Below are 20,986 nucleotides of genomic sequence, written 5' to 3'. Positions count from 1 at the left end.
ATGTAGTTGATTGTCTATAAAATTTTAAGGAATATATGTAAATGCAGGTGTTTTGTAGCGTGATGTCTACATCGTAGAAATAAAAAAAAGTAGCCTATTGTAGCTTTATTAGTTTTGCAGCCACGAGTAGTTTATATCGTGATCAAACGGATTTTCTATGTATTCAAACATAGAAAGTTGAATTGAGAATAACTGAAATGCAAAATATAATTTACATAATATGAAAAATCGTCTGGCTCTCTTTCTCCTATTTTTCGTTGTATCAGTAGGATCTGTGTATGCTCAGCAGAAAATCAGTGATGGCTCTACAACCGGAGAATCTGCTCTTCCGAATAAGGATGCTATGCTAGAACTGGAAAGTAAGTTCAAAGGACTTCTGTTTTCTCGTGTAGAGTTGATTTCGACAGCGAATCCGGCTCCATTACAGGGGAATAAACATGTTGCAGGTATGATGGTATATAATACCGTGTCCTCCAATGATGTGAGACCTGGTATATATTATAACGACGGAAGTAAATGGGTGGCAGCAGGCAGTTCAACAGGAGCAACGAACATTACTTATAATCCATCCACTTACGAGATTTCTTATATAGATGCAAACGGTAATTCTGTAATTATAAATCTGGCTGAGGTAGTTAAGAAGAATGAAACGCTAACTACATTAGTCAATAACGGTAACGGTACCTATACGTATACTTCAGAAAATGGCACAAAGACTACAATCAATGTACCTGCAGATGTTATCAACAACTTCAACAATATCTTAGGTGATACCAATGTTACCAATGCAATCACTAACCTGATCAAAAACATCGGAGGTAATGTGTACTATGATGGCTCTAACTTTACATATGTAGATGCAAATGGTACAACACAGACGATCAACATCTCAAACATTGTAAAAGCGAACGAGACCGTTACGACCTTAGTCAATAATGGAAACGGTACCTACACATATACCTCAGAGAACGGTACTACGACTACCATCAATGTACCTGCAGATGTTATCAACAACTTCAACAATATCTTAGGTGATACCAATGTTACCAATGCGATCACAAACCTGATCAAGAATGTAGGTGGTAATGTATATTACGACGGTTCAAACTTCACATACCTGGATGATAACGGTACAACACAGACGATCAACATCTCAAACATTGTAAAAGCGAACGAGACCGTTACGACCTTAGTCAACAATGGTAACGGTACCTACACATATACCTCAGAGAACGGTACTACGACTACCATCAATGTACCTGCAGATGTTATCAACAACTTCAACAATATCTTAGGTGATACCAATGTTACCAATGCGATCACAAACCTGATCAAGAATGTAGGTGGTAATGTATACTACGACGGTTCAAACTTCACATATTTAGATGATAACGGTACAACACAGACGATCAACATCTCAAACATTGTAAAAGCGAACGAGACCGTTACGACCTTAGTAAAGAATGCTAACGGAACGTATACGTATAAGAATGAAAAACAACAAGAGGTAACTCTGGATCCTAGTATGGTTAATGTATCTTTTGCAAACGGAGTTTATACTTTTAAAGATGCGGAAGGAAATGTATTGACTACAATCAATACAAATGCAGATCATATTACATATAATAACACGACTTCAGGACTTACTTCTAAAGATGTACAAGGTGCGATCGATGAATTACTTGCGACCATAAAAACTATTCAAGGAACAAAAGGAGATTTGACAGCAGCAGATGCATCAATTGCAGTTGGTAACGGAACCGGAGCAACATTAATCAATGCTAATGTTAAAGTTGCAGACTCAGGAATTACAACAACCAAAATAGCAGATAAGAATGTTACAGCTGCAAAATTAGGCGCAACAGCGGCCGATGCCGGAAAAGTAGCTACTGCAAATGCTGATGGTACAGTTACCTATCAGGCTATTTCTGCTACTAACTTATCCGATGCTAAAAACCTTACTGCAGCATCAGGAAACAGAATTGTTGTTACAGACGGAACGGGTACTGTCCTTAAAAATACTACGCTTGATGTAAATGAATCTAATCTAAGATTACAAAATATTGGCGGGGCGTTAAATGCAAACCAGGTTGCGGGCGGAACTTCAGGACAGGTAATGACTGTAGGTGCAGATGGCAAAGGAACATGGGTTGATAAAACTACAATCTCTCCTGAAACAACAAATACATTAGTAAATAATGGTACTAATACACTTACTTCTACAGTAAACGGTAAAGTTGCTACAGCACCGGTTGTAAATGGTGTGAGCAATACGATTACAGGAACAGGACTTGTAACTACTGTAAATGGAGTTGCTTCTGCTTCTGTTGATCTGAAAGATGCAATTCAATCTGCTCAGAAAACAACTACAGTAGTTGCAGGAAGCAATGTGTCTGTTACACCTGCAGCACCAAATGCAACAGGAAATACAGCATACACGGTTAATGTGTCAACTGCAGCAGCGAATACGTTGGGGGTTGTAAAACCAGGAACAGGTTTATCTGTTGATGCAAACGGAACATTAAGTGTGAATACAGGTACAAGTGGCATAGGTAAAACTTTGTCAGCAGGAGACGGATCAATAGTTGTAGGTGCAGGAACAGGCGCAACCTTAGTAGATGCAAATGTTAAAGTTGCGGATGCCGGAATTACTTCTATTAAGTTAGCGGATAAGAATGTTACGGCTGCAAAACTAGGAGCTACGGCAGCTGATGCTGGTAAAGTAGCTACAGCAAATGCAGATGGTACAGTTACCTATCAGGCAATTTCTGCCGGTAATCTGACAAATGCAAAAACTTTGTCAGCAGGAGACGGATCAATAGTTGTAGGTGCAGGAACAGGCGCAACCTTAGTGGATGCAAATGTTAAAGTTGCGGATGCCGGAATTACTACCATTAAATTAGCAGACAAAAATGTTACAGCAGGTAAGATTGCACCGGGAGCAGCGAATCAGGTGTTAGTGACAGATGCTACAGGTGCAAATGCACAATGGGTAGCACAGTCTACATTGGCAGATAATACGACTGCAGATAATGGTTTGACAAAAACAGGAAATAATGTACAGCTTGGCGGTAGCTTAACAAAAGCTACAACTATAACCGCAACGGCAACAAACACACTTGCTGTGGCAGGATTGCAAAATACAGCAGCAGCAGCTTATAACGGAACAAATGGAGTAAGTACAGATAGAGTAGTCGTAGCTGATGCAAACGGAGTATTAAAACAAGTCAAAGCGACAATGCCGAAATTCTTCTATATGCCGTCTATTATCGTTCCTACAGCAGCAGATCAGTTTGTAGCGGAAACAGGTGTATCTGGAGAGTCTTTTGGAACAATCAATCTTTACGATCGTTATAAAAAACAATTCGGAACACCAATGGCTCAGAATGCTGCAGTGACAACGGCTTTACCTGTTTTACCTTCAGGTGAGTTAGATTACTACATTACATGGTACGACACAAATGTATTTGCAAGTGTGTCAGTAAGCAATACAGGTATACTGACTTATACAATAAAAGCAAATGCTGATGTAACAATCGGATCATTTATGAATATTGTGTTTGCTGTAAAACCATAGTAAAAATGACACAAGTAAATTTGAATACGCACAACATTACATTCAGGGCTGTCTTAAAAATGACAGTCCTGGCTATTGCATTCTTTTTTATGCAAAAAAATGCGGATGCACAATTTACAATAACAGAGAATTTTAAAGGAGCGGTAAGTCCGGATATTATTCTGGGAGATGACGCAAAACTTACATCCGGTCAGGAAGATCCTGTAGGGGCAGGCTGGTTGAGGTTGACTCCGGACGATCAGAATAAGAAAGGGTACGCTTTTATAAATAAAACTTTCCCCTCATCGTTAGGTATTATTGCAGATTTCGAATATAAAATCTGGAGAACCAAGGATGGTCGCGGTGGATTAAATGATGGTGGTGACGGATTTTCAATTTTTCTTTTTGACGGAACGACTACAGCTTCTCAGTTTGCTCTTGGCGGATACGGAGGTTCATTAGGTTATGCCCGTAACAAAGAAGCTCCAAGTAATAATAACGGACTAAAGAACGGTTACATCGGTATCGGTTTTGATGCTTTTGGTAACTTTACAAATAAAAATGCTCCTGATAAATTTACCGGAGCTAATCAGGCTGTACCAAACTCCATTACATTAAGAGGGAGTACCGGTACTGCCGATAATGCCACATCAAATCCGTTTCTGAAAAGTGTGAATATCTCCGGAACGGGTACCGGAACAAAAACGGACGTTCCCGCTAATTATACAGGAACACTTGGTAATGGCTGGCAAAATCATATTGATTATAACAAAAGTTCGGGTACAAGTGCAGGGTCATACCCTACATCCAGACCTACGGATGGGATATTCTACAGGAGAGTACAATTAGAGGTGATTCCAGTTGCAGGAAATAAGTATAATATTACACTGAGATGGAAACGCGAAGGTCAGACAGATTTTGAGGAACTGATAACATACACAACAACAGAAGCTCCGCCGGCAATCTTGAAATTAGGTTTTGCAGCATCTACAGGATGGGCTGTTAACTTCCATGAGTTGCGTAATTTGTTAGTAACAACTCCCGGAAATCTGCGGGTAGTGAAAAGGGCGGATAAAGACGTGTTAAGAAGTATCGCAGGAACCGGAAGTGAAAATAAGGTAACTTATACCATAGAAGTTGTTAACGATACAGATGCTGACCTGACAAAAATTGATTTTAAGGATAAGATAACAGACGGAGACGGAAATCTGGTTACTCCTGATATGTTTACAATTAACAGTATTTCTTATTCCGGATTTTTAGCTGGAACCACGCTTCCCTCAACTTCGGCAACGAATGAATTTACAGGATCGCTAAACTTAGCAAAAAAGACTACCGGAAGAATAACGGTTACTGGGACATTGAATAAAATTCCGGCTGGAAATATCCTTACGAATACGACTAACGTGATGCCTACAGATATTACCGATCAGGATCTTGAAAACAATACCTCAGTCGTCAATACACCGGTAATAGCGGAAAATGTGGATCTTACCCTGTTAAGTAATGCCCCTGATGCGTGTATAGATCCCGGAGCAGGAAATAATTTTGAAATCAAAGTTGTTAATAAAGGTAATCAGGCAACAACAACAGCGAACAGAATTGTGGTGACAAAAGTGATTCCGGCAAATGTGACATTTACACAAAGTGCATCTGATTATAGCGGATGGACTCGCTCGGTATCAGGATCTACTTATACCTATACAGCGACATTAAGTCTGGGATCAGGAATCGTTGCGGCTAATCCGATCAGGTATAACCTTAAACCTAATAGTGGAGTAACGGCTTATACGGATCAGACTTCTGTTAAATATCTCTCAGGAACGTCTACAAGTACAACAGAACTGGAACCAGTAGCAAACAGAGGCAATAATAGTCTCGTTATAAATATGGTTGCTCCTCCGGTTGCGCCTGTTGCCACTACACCAGTATATTACTGTATCGGTGAAACGGCCGTACCTCTGGCAGCAACAGCCAGCGGATCGAATACCCTCAGATGGTATACGCAGACTACAGGTGTTCCTTTGGCTAATGCGCCTACTCCTTCAACCGCTACTGCAGGGACATTTACATACTACGTGTCACAGACAAACGGGAATTGTGAAGGACCAATGACACCTATTCAGGTGATTGTTCAGCCTGTGCCTACTGCTGGCAGTATTGGTACAGATCAGACTATCTGTGAAAATTCGGTGCCTCAGTTAATTACTTCCGTTCAGAACGGTACAATATCAGCAAACACAACACTTACATATCGTTGGGAACAATCCATAGACGGAGGCTCCACATGGAATAATGTTGCCGGAACTTCATCAACATTACAACCTGGTAAATTAAATAAAACCACGCAGTTCCGTAGAATCACAGTATCTTTGTCTGCTGGACATACCTGTGAATCCGGATTTACAAATTTCGTAACTATCCGGGTGAAAAACTGTAAAGTAATAACTAATCCGATATTGATCAATAAAGCCCGTAGGCAATAAGTGTATGAGAAAGATTTTATTATTTATTCTGATTTGTAGCTTTTTTGCTCAGCATAATGCTTTAGGGCAGTGTACCCTTCCTGCAGGAAAATTCGCTACAGCAGCCTTTGCTACTGGTGGAAGCAGTATATATAAAAATAATGTACTTTGGTTGACCTGGGGTGCGCAAGCCGCAACTGATACATATGGAAAACATAATCAGACACTTAGTAACGGATCCGCTTCTTATGCTTCTATTAATATGGGAGGAGGACGTTATTTATGTATTCAGGCCACTATTTCTAATTTGGTTGGACTGATTAATAGTTATGCTCCCGGAAATTATAGTGGTGACTCGATGGATGATATGTATAATATCGGCGGGACCGGATCTAATAACAAACTGGTAAGCGGTATTCGGAATACTACTGATGCCGCAAGTGTTAGTTTTACATTGACCTGCAAAGCTACTATTGACGGAGTACCGGTGCGACTTAACGGAATGGTGCTTGGAGATGCAGAGTCACTGGCGGCTGGTGAAAACTTTACAGCGACAGCTTCCGGAACATGGTCTATAGTGGATTTGAAAAAGAATACATCTGTCACTGGAGCTTATGAAGTAAGAAAAGATAATCTGACAGGAAATAAACAGAAATTATCCTTTCTACGGGGAAATGATAATAATACCGGCGCAGTCGCATTCCTTACCTTTAATGAGCAGGCTTTTCAGGGAACTGATCTTAGCGTATCTTTTGATGTAACGCTAAAAGGAGGTGGTCTAACTGCAATTTCTTTAGGGCTTTTACCTCCGGCTATAGATGGCGGTGATGCACCAGAAAGCTATGGAACTCCACTTCATATGATTGATGCGCTGAACGTGAAATACGATAATATCCCGGTAAATACAGTTGTAAATTTAAATACAACTTCCTATCAGGTAGGTGGACTTGAAGCTCCTGTGTCAGGTTTTCTTGGAACAACGGGGCCTGATGCGGACAACAAACCGCTATATAGTAAAGATGCTATGGGAGATAATAATGATGGAATAGCCGGTGTCAATGAAGAAGATGCATGGCCTGCACAATACAAGAGCTTCTCTTATAAGTTGTATTATAACCCAAATCAAACTATAACAGTAGCCATTCCTTATAAAGCCTACAGAGACGGCTATATTGCCGGATGGATTGATTTTAATCAAAATGGCGTATTCGAAGCTTCAGAAAGAGCTGTTGCCACAGCTACGGCTTCCGGTACCTCCGTAAATCTGATATGGACCGTTCCGGCAAATCGTGTGATACGTAGCACATACGTTAGATTACGATATGGCTATAACCTTAATGAACTTCAACTGCCTACAGGAAGTGCTGTCGGAGGAGAAGTAGAGGATCATAAAATATTTATACAGGGTAGTGCAATCACAAATCCGATGTTGCCGAATAAAGGCAAGAAATAAGAAGGAAAGAATCATTCAAACAAGAACTGATATGATCAATAAGATAAAAATATTTTTGTTAATTCTGATGTTGCCGTTCGGGCTGAAAGGGTTTGCGCAGGATGGTAAAAAAAGTTTGTTTTCAGACAACGGACGTATGGTTTTAGCTGAAGGAACTTCAGATGTTGTGTATTCGGAGAGTCTGTATATCGGTCCTAATGCTGACTGGCAGATCAACGGTGACCTGTATGTATATAGTAAACAGATCTGGATAGCACCTACTGCCAAAATTCGTGGAGCAGGTAAACTGATACTAAAAGATCCGGGAACTAATCCATATTACACAGGTTGGGGTAATCAGGCAACACTTATTGACGGAAATAATGGAGAGTTTATTGCTGTGAATATTATCATCGATAACCCTTCAAATATTAAACTGGTCGATATAGCCGATCCGGGATACAACCTTAAGGAGAGCGCAGATAATATTGCAGCCCTGAAAGTTGCTTCCAATATAGATTTCAATGTCAAGGGAGGTGATATCCTGCTGAATGGTTACGAGCTTGTACTGGGAGCCGAAGCACAGTTGCTGAACGCAGGTAGTATTAACAGTCCTAATCAGAATATAAACGGATATGTGGTTACAGGCAATATCACGAAGAGTCTTTTGATAAAAAGTTTCAAAGCAGGGGAGAAATTCCTGTTCCCGGTAGGTATTGATGAGAGTAGTTATACACCTGCAATCCTGACTCCTCAGGGAGAGACCAGACTCTATGTCGGAGTAGTAGATTATGAGGCTGCCGGTGCAAATATAGAGCTTAAAGATAAAGAAATCGGTATGGACAGAGTATGGCATGTGTTCGCTGATAAAAACCTGCTTTCAGATTATACACTGATCCATCAGTCCATCACTAATGGTAAAATGTATGTTGACAAAACAGCTGAAATCATGCAGTATACCGGCAATGGCAACTGGGTTGGAGATGTGACTAAACTGGAATCTACAGGTGTACACACACGGCAAGCTCTTCAAACGTATGCTGCACGTACCATTTCCGGAACATGGATGACGAAACTGAGCTTTAAAGGGCCAGTCGCGAATGACGATACCTTTGACCTGCCTTATGCGGATGAGTACACAAAAAATGAAAATATATTCCATATCCTGCAGAATGATGATGCCGGAACAAGTCCGATTGTGGTATCCTCTGTAACGATAGTAATCCCTCCTTCACATGGTAAGATTACAGTGAATGTAGACGGAACAGTAACTTATATTCCTGATCCGGGATTCGTCGGGGTGGATGAGTTTGAATACAGTATCACAGATGAAAACGGATTGTCCGATACGGCTAAGGTGACAATTAATGTCACTGCACGTGATCTGCATATTCCGAATGTGTTTACCCCTAACGGAGACGGAATCAATGACTACTTCGAGATTATCGGTTATGAATATTATGATCGTATCGGAGTTACTATTGTGAACCGATGGGGGAATGAAGTATATCGCAATAACAGCTATGACAACCGATGGGAAGGTAGTGGCCTTAATTCAGGCACCTATTTCTATATCATCGAAGCAGTGAAAGATGGTAAAAGCCGCATCTTCAAAGGCGATGTACTGATCAAACGGAATTAGAATAAAGAAATAAAAGAATCAACATCAAAATATAGTTGAGATGAAATACGGAAAATATATACTGATGGTTGTGGGTATACTGGGCCTGCGTACTGTTGAAGCGCAGCAGAGTATCCAGTTTACGCAATATATCTTCAATTCGATGAGTGTCAATCCTGCTTATGCCGGATACAAGGAGGAGTGGTTTGCTCAGGTTGGTCTTCGCAGTCAGTGGACAGGTTGGGAAGGTGCTCCTAAAACCGGTACGGTTTCTATCGATGGGGTGATAGACCCTGTATCCAAACGTCATGGTGTTGGTCTCAATATTACTGCCGACAAACTTGGCGCACAGGCTGCAACATCTATATATGGTAATTATGCTTTCCGTCTGCAACTGGATGATGAAGACACACAGCGATTAAGTCTTGGTATTGCAGGAGGTGTTACTCAATATAGCCTTGATGGAAATAAACTTGATCCGAATCAACCTGGTGACCCGACAATTCCGACAGGCAAGATCTCAGACTGGGCACCGGATATTCGTTTAGGTGTATATTATTACAATCCCCGCTGGTATGCAGGAGTTTCAGTTCAGGATCTGTTCAATGGAACAAATTCAGGTTCAGATTACCGGTTCAACCAGAATACCTCAGAGAGTTTGTATCGTACAATTAGTGGTTACCTGATTGCAGGAGCTTTATTCGAGCTAAGTCAGGGAGTACATCTGAGACCGAGTATGTTGATCAAAGAAGATTTTAAAGGACCTACTTCGCTGGATGTAAACGCTATGTTTGTATTCAACAGTAAATTCTGGATCGGAGCGGGATATCGTACCCGTGCTAAGATCTTCAACCGCACCTATCAGGATCGTACTGTAGACAAATTAAGTGCTATGAATGCGATTACAGGTATTGCGCAGTTCTACGCAACAGAGCGTCTTCGTATCGGGTATTCCTATGATGCGATGATCAACAGAATGAGTGGATTGCAGAACGGATCACATGAGATTACACTTGGACTTACGTTTGGCCGCAGAGGAGCAAGCCAGTATCTGAGCCCGCGTTTCTTTTAGTAAAGGGTTATAGCGTTAATAGGAGTATAAAGTTAATAAGGCTAATAGCGTATAGTATCACCATATAACAGAATAACATACAAATACAATGAAGGTAAAGAATATATATCGGTTGCTCGTTATTGCCATATTGATGACGGGCGGGCTAACTTCTGTAAAAGGTCAGGAACAGCTTAGCCTGCGTTCTACAGCAGATAAACTGTATTATCAGTACGAATATTATAATGCTTCGAGGATTTATGAGAAACTGGTAGATACAAAGAAACCTCGTGTACAGGATATGGAACGTCTTGCGGAATGCTATTACCGGATTAATGATTATACATTAGCTCAAAACTGGTATGCCCGTGTGATAGATGGCGGTAAGTTTTCAGATCAGTCTCAGCTGAACTATGCAGAAACTCTTAAGAAGAACGGGAATTATGCAGCGGCAAAAGAGCAGTTTACACAATATGGTACACGTACCGGTAAGATTGCTGAAGTATCTCTAGCCATACAGGGAGCAGATTCTGCGGTAGTATGGATGGCAAATCCAACACTTCATAAACTGAAGAATGAAGAAACAATCAATACGCGCTATTCAGAGTTTGGTACGACACCTTTGTACAACAGTGTTTTGTACGTCGGAGAACCAAGTGGATGGGATGGGAAAACGTCTGGGATGACAGGACGCCCCTATCTGCGTATTTATTCATCCAGCAAAGAAAATGATGGTATTACGTTAAAATATCCAAGCATCTTACCGGACGTATTTAATAATGCACCCTATCACGTAGGGCCTGTAGCAGCTAATAAAGAAGAAAATATATTATTCGTAACCCGTACTCACCCGGGAGAAGATGCGGAGAAACAGCGTTCCGGTAATTATCGGTTCAAGAAACACAATCTGGAGCTGTTGATCTATACACGATCCGGGGATAGCTGGACCGAAGTTACATTTCCTTATAATAATGTAAAGAGCTATTCAGTAGGTCATGCTGCCTTAAGTGACGATGAGCAAACACTTTATTTTGCTTCGGATATGCCGGGAGGTAAAGGAGGAGTAGATATCTGGTATTGTATACGCCAGGCTGATGGAAGCTGGGGCACTCCGGTCAATGCCGGTGAAGAGATCAACTCTGCCGGTGACGAAATGTTTCCTTCCGTTTTCGGTAGTAAACTTTACTATGCCAGTAATGGTTTTGCCGGAATGGGCGGACTGGATATATTTGTGGCAGACGGACAACAGCATACATTCCGTAACAGACACAACCTGCGTTTTCCTGTCAATTCAGCGTCTGATGATTTTTGCTATGTAATGGTGAGTGACAGTCCTGAGTCCTTTTACGGATATGTTTCTTCAGACCGTAGCGGAGGTAAAGGGCTGGACGATATTTACTCCTTTTCGTACGATAAACCAAAGATACGTATCCGCCTGGAAGGCCAGACACTTAACAAGGTGACTTCAGATCAGATAGAAGATGTACAACTTACATTGCTGGATGATAAAGGGCAGGTCATTTTAAGAAGATTGAGTGATGCAAAGGGAGCATTTACATTTCCTGTGGATGCCCGCACCAATTACCGCATAGTAGCGGAGAAGGTAAAATTTCATGGGGATTCTATTGCTGTACCGGCATTCTACCCACAGAAAGATACTACGATCAGACTTACTCTTCGCTTACAGCCTGTGATAGAAAAAGGAACAAGTTTTGTGCTGGAAAATATTTATTACGATCTGGATAAATACAATATCCGCGAGGATGCCAAACCAATATTGAATCAACTTGTAAGAACTATGCGGGATAATCCAAGTTTGAAGATTGAGCTTTCCAGTCATACGGACAGTCGTGCTACAGCAAGATATAATATGAAGCTTTCGCAGAACCGGGCACAGGCCGCTGTAGATTATATTGTAAGCAGAGGCATAGCACGTGACAGGATTGTTGCGAAAGGATATGGGGAGAGTAAACTTGTCAATAAATGTGCAGATGGCGTACAATGTTCAGAAGCCGAACATCAGGCGAATCGCCGCACCGAAATAAAAGTATTAGAGTATTAATAACTACCTATTTATTAACCTTGAAGGAGTCCGCTTATCATAGCGGACTTTTTTGTTTTTGTAACTTTTTTGATATTTATAAGTGAAAACATATATTGCTTATACAATAATTGCTTTTGTTACGATTTTTTTACATTCCAAAATGTAAAATACGACTTGTTAAATTTGTGTTAAAAATTTTGTTAACAAGTGTTAATTATGTCTTATGTTCTGTTTTTAATTATATATTCCAAACTATATTCTTTTTTTCCAAAAAAATAATTATTGCCTTCATATTCTGAAAATAATGAAACGGAAGGCGCATAATGTTAAAATACTTGCAATAACAACAGTGCGTTTATATATTTGCTCACCCCAATCAGAATAGTCTTCATTATATTCTCTACCATTTATTCGCTTTTGCGGATCTGATAGAATCGATTTCAAATGACTTACGTTGGTGTGTATGGTTTTCACTCATCTGATGACCATTATTATAATAAGTTGGATGCATTTTTATACATCATATAATTAATTAAAACACAACAGATGAAACAAAAATTACTCAGTTTTCTCGTTGGTACAGTGATACTGACTTCAGTAGCATTTGGCCAGGAGAAGAAAATTAGTGGTAAAGTAACTTCCGCTACAGGACAGGCTTTACCAGGTGTTACTGTTGTTGTACAAGGTACAACCCTTGCTACACAGACAGATGCAAATGGTAATTACACGCTAAATGTTCCTGCAGGAAAGACACTGGTATTTCGTTCAATTGGATTTAACGAAAAAACTATTGTTGTATCGCCTACAGCGACCTCATTTAATGTGTCATTAGAAGATCAGGACAATGCACTCGCAGAAGTCGTAGTGACAGCAAATGCAATTAAGAGAGAAAAAAGAACATTAGGATACTCAGCTCCGACATTAAACAACGAAGAGCTGACCTCCGGAAAAAATGCAAGTGCAATCAATTCATTAGCCGGTAAAGTAGCAGGTGTCAATATCACGTCTACATCCAATTCGCCGGGAAGCTCTTCAAGAGTTGTGCTAAGAGGGGGATCTTCTATTGCCGGAAATAATCAGGCACTGATCGTTATTGATGGTGTACCAATTGACAACTCAAGTGTAATTGGGGGAGCTTCTTCTTTAAGCAGCGTCGATTTTGGTAACAGAGGAAATGATATCAATCCGGATGACATCGCATCAATGACAGTATTGAAAGGCCCTGCTGCAGCTGCTCTTTACGGATCACGTGCATCGAACGGTGCATTGATCATCACAACGAAAAGCGGAAAACAAGGAGCCGGTAAAACGGAGATCACGTTCAGCAGTACCAATACCCTGTCTTCTATCCTGAAACTTCCTGATTTTCAAAACGAATATGGCCAGGGATATTCTTACTATGATAATGCTGGTAACGTATTATTCGAAAATGATCCGAAAGAAAACTGGTCATGGGGAGCTCCTTTTACGGGAGAGACACAAGAATGGGGGCAGGCCATTAACGGAGTCCGTCAAACGAAACCATACTCAGCTGTAAAAAATAATGTAAGAGACTTCTTCGATCTGGGAGTAGCGTCTGATAACAATCTGAGCTTATCCGGTGGTGGTGAAAAGACAACATTTTACTTAGGTCTGAACTCGCTGAATTCAAACGGTGTGTATCCGGGTAAAAAAGATACATACAACAGATACGGAGTTCGTTTCAATGGAACGGCAGAATTTTCTAATAAATTCTATGCCGGAATCTCAGCTAACTACAATAAAATCAACAGTAACAATATTGGAGGAGGACAGGGGGGGGGATCTGTTTACAATAATTTGTTACAGACACCAAGAGATATTCCTGTATCGGATATGAGCGATCTTACTAACCCATACAACGGCTATGGTCAGGTAAGAGATGCTGCCGGCAACCTGAGAGAAGATTTATACGGTTATTACGGCGCATATTCTATGAACCCATACTGGGTGTTGGATAATTACAACAACTTTAATGATGTAAACCGCATTATGGGTAATGTAAATGTCGGGTACAAACCATTTGAATGGTTGGACATCAAAGAACGTATTGGTGTAGACCATTACTCTGACAGACGCAGATCCGAATCTCCTAAGTTTACGTATTCGCCTGCTGATAATACAACCGACAACTATTCGCAATCAGCTAATAAGCAGACAGAAGTAGGTCAGTATCGCATAGACCAGTTTAATGTTACGGAAATCATTCATGACTTCATGGTTACAGCTAATCATAAGTTTAATGATGATTTTGAGGCATCTTTGATGTTAGGTAATAACATCCGTCAACGTCAGACCACTAATAACAGTACAGCGACAAATGCGAGTGCCGGATTAGTAATGCCGGGATGGTATAACCTGGCCAACAGTAACGGACCATTGGATCTGATCGAAGATTCATGGAGTAAAAGAAGATTAGTAGGGGTATATGCTGACTTAAATCTATCTTATAAAAACTATTTATTCTTACAGGCAACAGCTCGTAATGACTGGTCTTCAACACTGCCAAAAGCTAACAATTCATTCTTCTATCCGAGTGTAAGTGGTTCATTTGTCTTCTCTGAACTGATGTCACCTGAAGCAAGACAAATCTTAAGTTATGGTAAATTAAGAGCCAATATCGCAAAAGTAGGTAATGATACAGATCCTTATCAGTTGATCACAACATTCTCCAGAGGAGAGATTAATGGCGGATTTGGTACGACAACATTCCCTTTTGGTAATGTATCAGCTTTAATGTCGGGCTCTACAATCGGTAATGCGCTATTGAAGCCGGAGATCACGACTTCATATGAGGTAGGTACAGAGTTAGGATTTTTTGCTAACAGATTATCTGTAGACTTCTCTTATTATAAAAACAGTTCGAAAGACCAGATCTTAAGTATTCCTATTCCTAACTCTACAGGATACGGATTCAGCGTTATCAATGCCGGAAAAGTGGAGAACTCAGGTATCGAATTGTCTTTAAGAGGTACTCCTGTTAAAACAGCAGATTTCTCATGGGAACTGATGGGTACATTCACTAAAAATAACAGTAAAGTTGTCGAGCTGATGGAAGGCGTGGATCAGGTTTCTCTGGGTGGATTCAGCGGGATGTCTATCGTTGCAGCTAAAGGAAAACCTTATGGTGAATTCTATGCCGTAACAAATGCTACAGATGCACAGGGAAGAACTATTGTGGATGCTGAAACAGGTTTACCGGTAATCACCGACGAGCCTCAGTATTTGGGTAGTTACAATCCTAAGTTTCAGGCTTCATTGGGAACCAATGTAAACTACAAAAACTGGTCATTGAATGCTTTATTTGATATGAAACATGGTGGTGTATTCTTTTCAAGAACAAGAGATATAATGGCTTTCACAGGTACTTCTGCTGAAACTGGTGGCGATCGGTTTGGACAGATTTTCCCTAACTCCGTATACCTGGATGATGCAGGCAACAGTATCGAGAATACTTCAGTAAAATATGATAAGGTGGATTACTACCCATACAGAGAAGCAGGATTAAATGTGGTAGATGCTTCCTATGTCAAATTGCGTAGTCTGGCTATCTCGTATAAATTCACGAAAAATCAACTGAAAAACACGCCGTTTGGCAGTGCATCAGTAGGATTATTTGGAAATAACCTGTTTATCTGGACACCGAGTGAAAATAAATACGCTGATCCTGAAGTAAACTCTGCAGGTGCTGGTAATGCACAAGGTTTTGATTACACAGCTCAACCGTCGCTGAGAAACTACGGAATAAATGTTAAAGTTTCATTCTAATAAAAAGAATATAATGAGAAAAAATATTAAAACACTGCTTCTTGCCGGAATAATTGGATCTGTGGCATTGGTGAGCTGTAATAAATATCTGGATATTAATGAAAATCCTAATAATCCTGAAAAATCTGATCCAAGCCTTCTGTTACCTACGGTAGAGGCGGCATTAAGTCAGGTTGTAGGAAATCAATTCCAGACCTATGGAAATATGTGGTCGCAGTATTGGACACAAAATCCTTCATCCTCTCAGTATCAGACTATCGATCAATACAATATGAGAGGTACAAATTCTGACCGTGCGTGGCTTAATCTGTATCGCGGAGCGTTGAACAATGCGGAGATCATTATTAATACGCAGGGACCTGCACATGCACAATATCGTGCTACAGCGTACATTCTGAAAGCATATGCTTTTCAACTGGCGACAGATGCATTCGGGGATGTTCCTTTATCTGAAGCGCTGAAAGCAGGAGATAATCTGAATCCGGCTTATGAAAAGCAACAAGTAGTATACGATAGTATCTTTAACTATATTGATAAAGGTGTAAGTGAATTAAAGTCGTTAAATACATCTATTGCCAATAATCCGGGAGAGCAGGATATGTTATTCAAAGGGGATGCGCAGCAATGGATTGCTTTTGCAAATACGTTGAAATTGCGTGCATATCTGAGAATATCCAATGTTGATCCTGCGAAAGCAGAAGCAGGTATCAAAGCATTATATGCGACCAATCCTTCTTTTGTTTCTAAAGATGTTTCAATTGCATATACCACTACAGGTGGAAATGAAAATCCGATGTATAATGAAATGGTAGGTTTGGGACGCGTGCAGAATGTCGTTGCCAGTGGTACAATAATCAATGCTTTCAAAGCAAACAACGATCCGAGACAATTTGCGCTCTTTGAGAAGATTGAAGGTCAGGATACGATTGCCTGGATTGCTCAGGGTGGCTACAGAGGAATGAACCGCAAACTGGTATCTCCTCCAGCAGCGGTTGTAGGTGCAAATGCTAATATTCCAGGCTCAGCCCTGGCACCTGTCAAACTTATTTCTAAAGCAGAGAGCTACTTTCTGCAGGCAGAGGCTGCTTTAAAGGGCTGGGGAGCCGGAACGGTACAAGCGCTGTATGAATCAGGTGTACGCGCAGGTTTTGAAGCTTTGGGACTTTCTTCGGACGCTACGGCATATTTAGCTTCAGCTCCTGATGCACAGCTTGGAACAGGTCAAGAAGCGCAACAGAAAGCTATTATTACACAGAAATATTATGCAATGTGTGGCTTTCAGGGATTCGAAGCCTGGAATGAATGGAGAAGAACAGGATATCCTACATTCTTCACTGTTTCAAAAGAATCTATAATCGAAGCAGGTTTATTTCCGATAAGAATGGTATATCCTAATAGTGAGGCAACCACTAATGCCAAATATCCAGGTACCATCAGCGTTTCCGATCCAGTGTGGTGGGACGTTAACTAATAAGATCTCAGGATACCTATAATAAAAACGCAAGCAAAGCGGCTGTAAATTTTACGGCCGCTTTTTTTGTTACATAATTATCGTTGGTTCGACATGTTTATTAATAAATTGTTATGTCTGCATTGTATTTTTAATAACTTATAATCAATTAGTTATGTTCGTTTTTGTAGTTGTTCTAAATTAGTTTTTTATGCAATCGTTTGTTTTTATGATTTTAAAAATTATTTTTGTTTTAACATTTTTTAACAAAGTGTTTTTAAAGTACGTTACTAACCCGTTTTCTAGCTATGATGTATCTATATCTTAGAAGACAAATATTTTCTGCTTAACTAACGTCTCTTCGGAGATATTTATTAATAAACACAAACATATGAAACAAAAATTACTCAAAGTTTTTCTTGTGTGTACACTTCTGGTAGGAGTTGTTTATGCACAGAATCGTCAGGTGAGTGGTAAAGTTACTTCAGCTTTAGACGGCTCTCCTGTACAAGGTGTGTCTGTTGCAGCGCAAGGAACCTCAACTGCAACCCAGACAGATGGATCAGGAAATTATTCCATTAATGTAGCCGGAAATGCTACATTAGTATTCACGTACGTTGGATACCAACGTCAAACAGTTGCAGTTGGCAACCGCTCCACCATCAACGTGCAACTAACAAGCGATGAAACTTCGTTGGAAGAAGTTGTTGTGACTGGTTATGGTGTGAGACAGATTAAGGATTTAACGGGCTCTCAAGGTACTGTTAAAGGAGAAAAACTTGCGGCAGAGCCGATATTGAGTTTTGAACAGGCTATGTCTGGAAAATTAGCGGGTGTACAGATTGGTTCAACAGGTGGTACACTTGGAGATGGGGTTTCTGTACGTATTCGTGGTGTAAACTCTATATCAGCTAGTTCTTTACCTCTTTATGTGATTGATGGAGTTCCAATGAACACTGTTGAAAATGTTAATACATTTAATAGTGGTGACGGAACTCGTTTTAACCCGTTAGCTATGATAAATAGTAACGACATTGAATCTATTGAAGTATTGAAAGATGCTGGTGCTGCTGTGCTTTATGGATCCCGTGCTGCTAATGGTGTAATAATCATTACAACTAAGAGAGGTAAAAAAGGAGTATCTAATGTCAGTTTTGAATCAAAATTCACTTCAAGTAAAGCATCTAAGCTTGTTGATTTATTAAATGGTGATCAATTTATTGAGATCAGTAATGAAAAAGCAAAAAATGCTGCTCCTCGTTTTGGAGGTGTAGTGACGCAGATTGCAAAAGAAAGTGATATCGATGGAGATGGTGTAAATGACAGGACTAACTGGTTAGATGAAGTTTACAGAACAGGTTATGGTTACGATAATTCTCTTTCTATTTCTTCAGGAAGTGAAAAAGGAAATTTCTTTGCTTCAGCAAGATATTTAGATCAAAAAGGAATTATCTTACAGAATCAGTTGAAGATGGGACAAGTGCGTATGAACGGAGATATTAATCCTACAAAATGGATGAAAACAGGTATCTCAGTTTCATATTCTAAAACTGCAAATGATGGAATCTTAACTGACAGATATATTGCAGGTGCAACTGTTGCTGCATTAAACGCATTTCCAACTGTTGCTGTGTATAACAAGAATCAGGCTAATGGTTATAATCTAGGTAGCAATGGATATTTGGGAGCTGGAAATAATATAACTAGTTTACAGTCGACTAATCTTTCCGGAAATATTGCCAATCCACTTGCAACTCTTAATCTTCAAAAGAATCAAAACACTCCGGAGCAATTATTAGCTAATGGTTATATTGAAATTCAGCCATTACCAGGTTTAAGAGCAACGAGTAAGTTTGGAATTGATTATTTAAATAATTATGAACATCAATATAGTCACCCAAAAATTGGTGGATTAGGAACGGCTTATGGTGGTCTTATTCAAGATAATTTCAGAAACAGAAATCAATGGGTATGGCAAAACTATATAAACTATGATAAGACTTTTGCTGGTGTTCACCGCTTCTCAGCCACAGTTGGTACAGAATATCAGTTTACAAAAGAAAAACAAGTCTATGCAGGTGCTAGTAATATAAGTGATCCATTTTTTACTGATATTATTGATGGTACGTTTACAAGTACTGCTCCCGGATCAGAAGATGTATTGGGCTTAACTGGTGGTACAGTTTTTTCAAATGGTCTTCAGTCTTACTTCTCAAGATTGGGGTATGTGTATGACAATAAGTATTTAGTAGATCTTGCTTTTAGAGCAGATGCGTTTTCAGCATTTGGAGTGAATTCAAAATGGGGATATTTCCCGTCTGCTTCTTTGGGCTGGGTGGCATCTGAAGAGGAATTCCTGAAAGATACAGAATGGCTTTCATATTTGAAATTACGTATGAGTTATGGTAAAGTCGGAAACTCAAGAGGTATAGCTTCTTATGCTTCCAGAACTCTTTATACAGGAGGTTCATATGCTACTCAGAATGGTTTTTCTGCATATCAGTTAGGAAATCCTGATCTGCAATGGGAAACTTCAAACAAATATAACGTTGGGGTAGATTTCAATATTTTGAATAATAGATTCAACTTTGTTATCGATTACTTCTATAATAATATTTCTGGGTTAGTATTGCAAGCGAAACCACTTTATACAGTAGGTGTTCCTGCTGCACTCCCAAGTGAAGCGGGTGCTATCTTTACAAACATTGGATCGATGTCCAACAAAGGATTAGAATTTACTGTAAATGTTGAGACAATGAAAAGAGGAGATTTCACCTGGAATACTTCTTTGAATTTTACAACAATCAAAAACGAAGTTAAAGAGTTAGTTACAGGAAATGTTGATATTATTGAAGGAAACTCTGTTGCAAGTGTTGGCCGTTCATTAGGAACATACAAATTGACTCGTTGGGCTGGTGTAGATCCTAATACTGGTAACCCGATGTTCTTAAGTGCGGATGGAACAAAGAAGATTTATGTTCCTGAAACAAGAACATGGAGACTGGAAGACGGAACTGCTACATCTGCAATCTCAGGAAGTGATGCGGTTTATACAGATAAGAGTGGTTTGCCAAAATACTATGGTGGTTTAGATAATAACTTCACATATAAGAAGTTTGATCTGGGAATATCAATTGTATACACTGGTGGATTCTACATCTATAATACAACAAGATCAGGTTTATTAACCAACTCATTCCTTAACAACAGTACGGAGATTTTGGATCGTTGGACTACAATAGGTCAACAAACAGATGTACCTAGAGTATTCTTAAGTGACAATGCTGCAAACCAGGCATCAACCAGATTCTTGGAAAAAGGTGATTTCTTAAGATTTAGAACAATTAGTTTAGGATATAACTTTGGTGGTGAAACACTTTCAAGAATCGGAATAAATAATTTACGTGTATTTGCCCAAGTCTATAACCCTTTCATAATTACAGGTTATTCTGGTCAGGATCCCGAGGTTAATACAAATAGAAATAATTCAAATATTGCTATAGGAGTGGATAACAGAGCAGTGCCTCAGCCTAGAACTTATACATTTGGATTGAATGTTTCACTATAAAATATTTTGATAG

General features: G+C 39.7%; 9 protein-coding genes. All 9 read left to right on the top strand.

What is annotated here, in order from left to right; all coding sequences use genetic code 11:
* Positions 1–220 precede the first annotated feature (220 nt).
* The 9 genes from HMPREF0766_RS16975 to HMPREF0766_RS16935 all read left to right on the top strand — a co-directional run bounded on the left by HMPREF0766_RS16975 (position 221) and on the right by HMPREF0766_RS16935 (position 20,973).
* Complete coding sequence (locus tag HMPREF0766_RS16975) at positions 221–3,577, top strand: beta strand repeat-containing protein (RefSeq protein ID WP_002999904.1); 3,357 nt, start codon at positions 221–223, stop codon at positions 3,575–3,577.
* Positions 3,578–3,582: 5 nt separating this feature from the next.
* Complete coding sequence (locus HMPREF0766_RS16970; protein WP_002999901.1) at positions 3,583–6,042, top strand: Ig-like domain-containing protein; 2,460 nt, start codon at positions 3,583–3,585, stop codon at positions 6,040–6,042.
* A gap of 4 nt (positions 6,043–6,046) precedes the next feature.
* A complete protein-coding gene (locus HMPREF0766_RS16965) occupies positions 6,047–7,474 on the top strand; it encodes a CshA/CshB family fibrillar adhesin-related protein (protein ID WP_002999898.1) in 1,428 nt (475 codons plus the stop codon).
* A gap of 31 nt (positions 7,475–7,505) precedes the next feature.
* Complete coding sequence (locus HMPREF0766_RS16960) at positions 7,506–9,095, top strand: T9SS type B sorting domain-containing protein (protein ID WP_002999895.1); 1,590 nt, start codon at positions 7,506–7,508, stop codon at positions 9,093–9,095.
* Positions 9,096–9,135: 40 nt separating this feature from the next.
* The gene (locus tag HMPREF0766_RS16955) at positions 9,136–10,146 is read left to right on the top strand and encodes a PorP/SprF family type IX secretion system membrane protein (protein ID WP_002999892.1); all 1,011 of its coding nucleotides are present in this window, start codon (positions 9,136–9,138) and stop codon (positions 10,144–10,146) included.
* An 88-nt stretch (positions 10,147–10,234) separates the two neighbouring features.
* The gene (locus tag HMPREF0766_RS16950) at positions 10,235–12,187 is read left to right on the top strand and encodes an OmpA family protein (protein WP_002999889.1); all 1,953 of its coding nucleotides are present in this window, start codon (positions 10,235–10,237) and stop codon (positions 12,185–12,187) included.
* Between the two features lie 528 nt (positions 12,188–12,715).
* A complete protein-coding gene (locus HMPREF0766_RS16945; protein WP_002999887.1) occupies positions 12,716–15,955 on the top strand; it encodes a SusC/RagA family TonB-linked outer membrane protein in 3,240 nt (1,079 codons plus the stop codon).
* 13 nt (positions 15,956–15,968) lie between these two features.
* On the top strand, positions 15,969–17,426 hold the full coding sequence (locus HMPREF0766_RS16940; protein ID WP_236590602.1) for a SusD/RagB family nutrient-binding outer membrane lipoprotein: 1,458 nt from the start codon (positions 15,969–15,971) through the stop codon (positions 17,424–17,426).
* A 370-nt stretch (positions 17,427–17,796) separates the two neighbouring features.
* Entirely contained in the window at positions 17,797–20,973 is a 3,177-nt protein-coding gene (locus HMPREF0766_RS16935) for a SusC/RagA family TonB-linked outer membrane protein (RefSeq protein ID WP_002999879.1), read from the top strand.
* Positions 20,974–20,986 lie beyond the last annotated feature (13 nt).

It is taken from the genome of Sphingobacterium spiritivorum ATCC 33861 (assembly GCF_000143765.1).
Lineage (GTDB): Bacteria > Bacteroidota > Bacteroidia > Sphingobacteriales > Sphingobacteriaceae > Sphingobacterium > Sphingobacterium spiritivorum.
This window is presented reverse-complemented; position numbering and strand designations above follow the sequence as displayed.

Coding starts and splice junctions, on each gene's coding strand:
- HMPREF0766_RS16965 (WP_002999898.1), top strand. CDS start 6,047: ATGAGAAAGATTTTATTATTTATTCTGATTTGTAGCTTTTTTGCTCAG.
- HMPREF0766_RS16970 (WP_002999901.1), top strand. CDS start 3,583: ATGACACAAGTAAATTTGAATACGCACAACATTACATTCAGGGCTGTC.
- HMPREF0766_RS16935 (WP_002999879.1), top strand. CDS start 17,797: ATGAAACAAAAATTACTCAAAGTTTTTCTTGTGTGTACACTTCTGGTA.
- HMPREF0766_RS16975 (WP_002999904.1), top strand. CDS start 221: ATGAAAAATCGTCTGGCTCTCTTTCTCCTATTTTTCGTTGTATCAGTA.
- HMPREF0766_RS16950 (WP_002999889.1), top strand. CDS start 10,235: ATGAAGGTAAAGAATATATATCGGTTGCTCGTTATTGCCATATTGATG.
- HMPREF0766_RS16960 (WP_002999895.1), top strand. CDS start 7,506: ATGATCAATAAGATAAAAATATTTTTGTTAATTCTGATGTTGCCGTTC.
- HMPREF0766_RS16945 (WP_002999887.1), top strand. CDS start 12,716: ATGAAACAAAAATTACTCAGTTTTCTCGTTGGTACAGTGATACTGACT.
- HMPREF0766_RS16940 (WP_236590602.1), top strand. CDS start 15,969: ATGAGAAAAAATATTAAAACACTGCTTCTTGCCGGAATAATTGGATCT.
- HMPREF0766_RS16955 (WP_002999892.1), top strand. CDS start 9,136: ATGAAATACGGAAAATATATACTGATGGTTGTGGGTATACTGGGCCTG.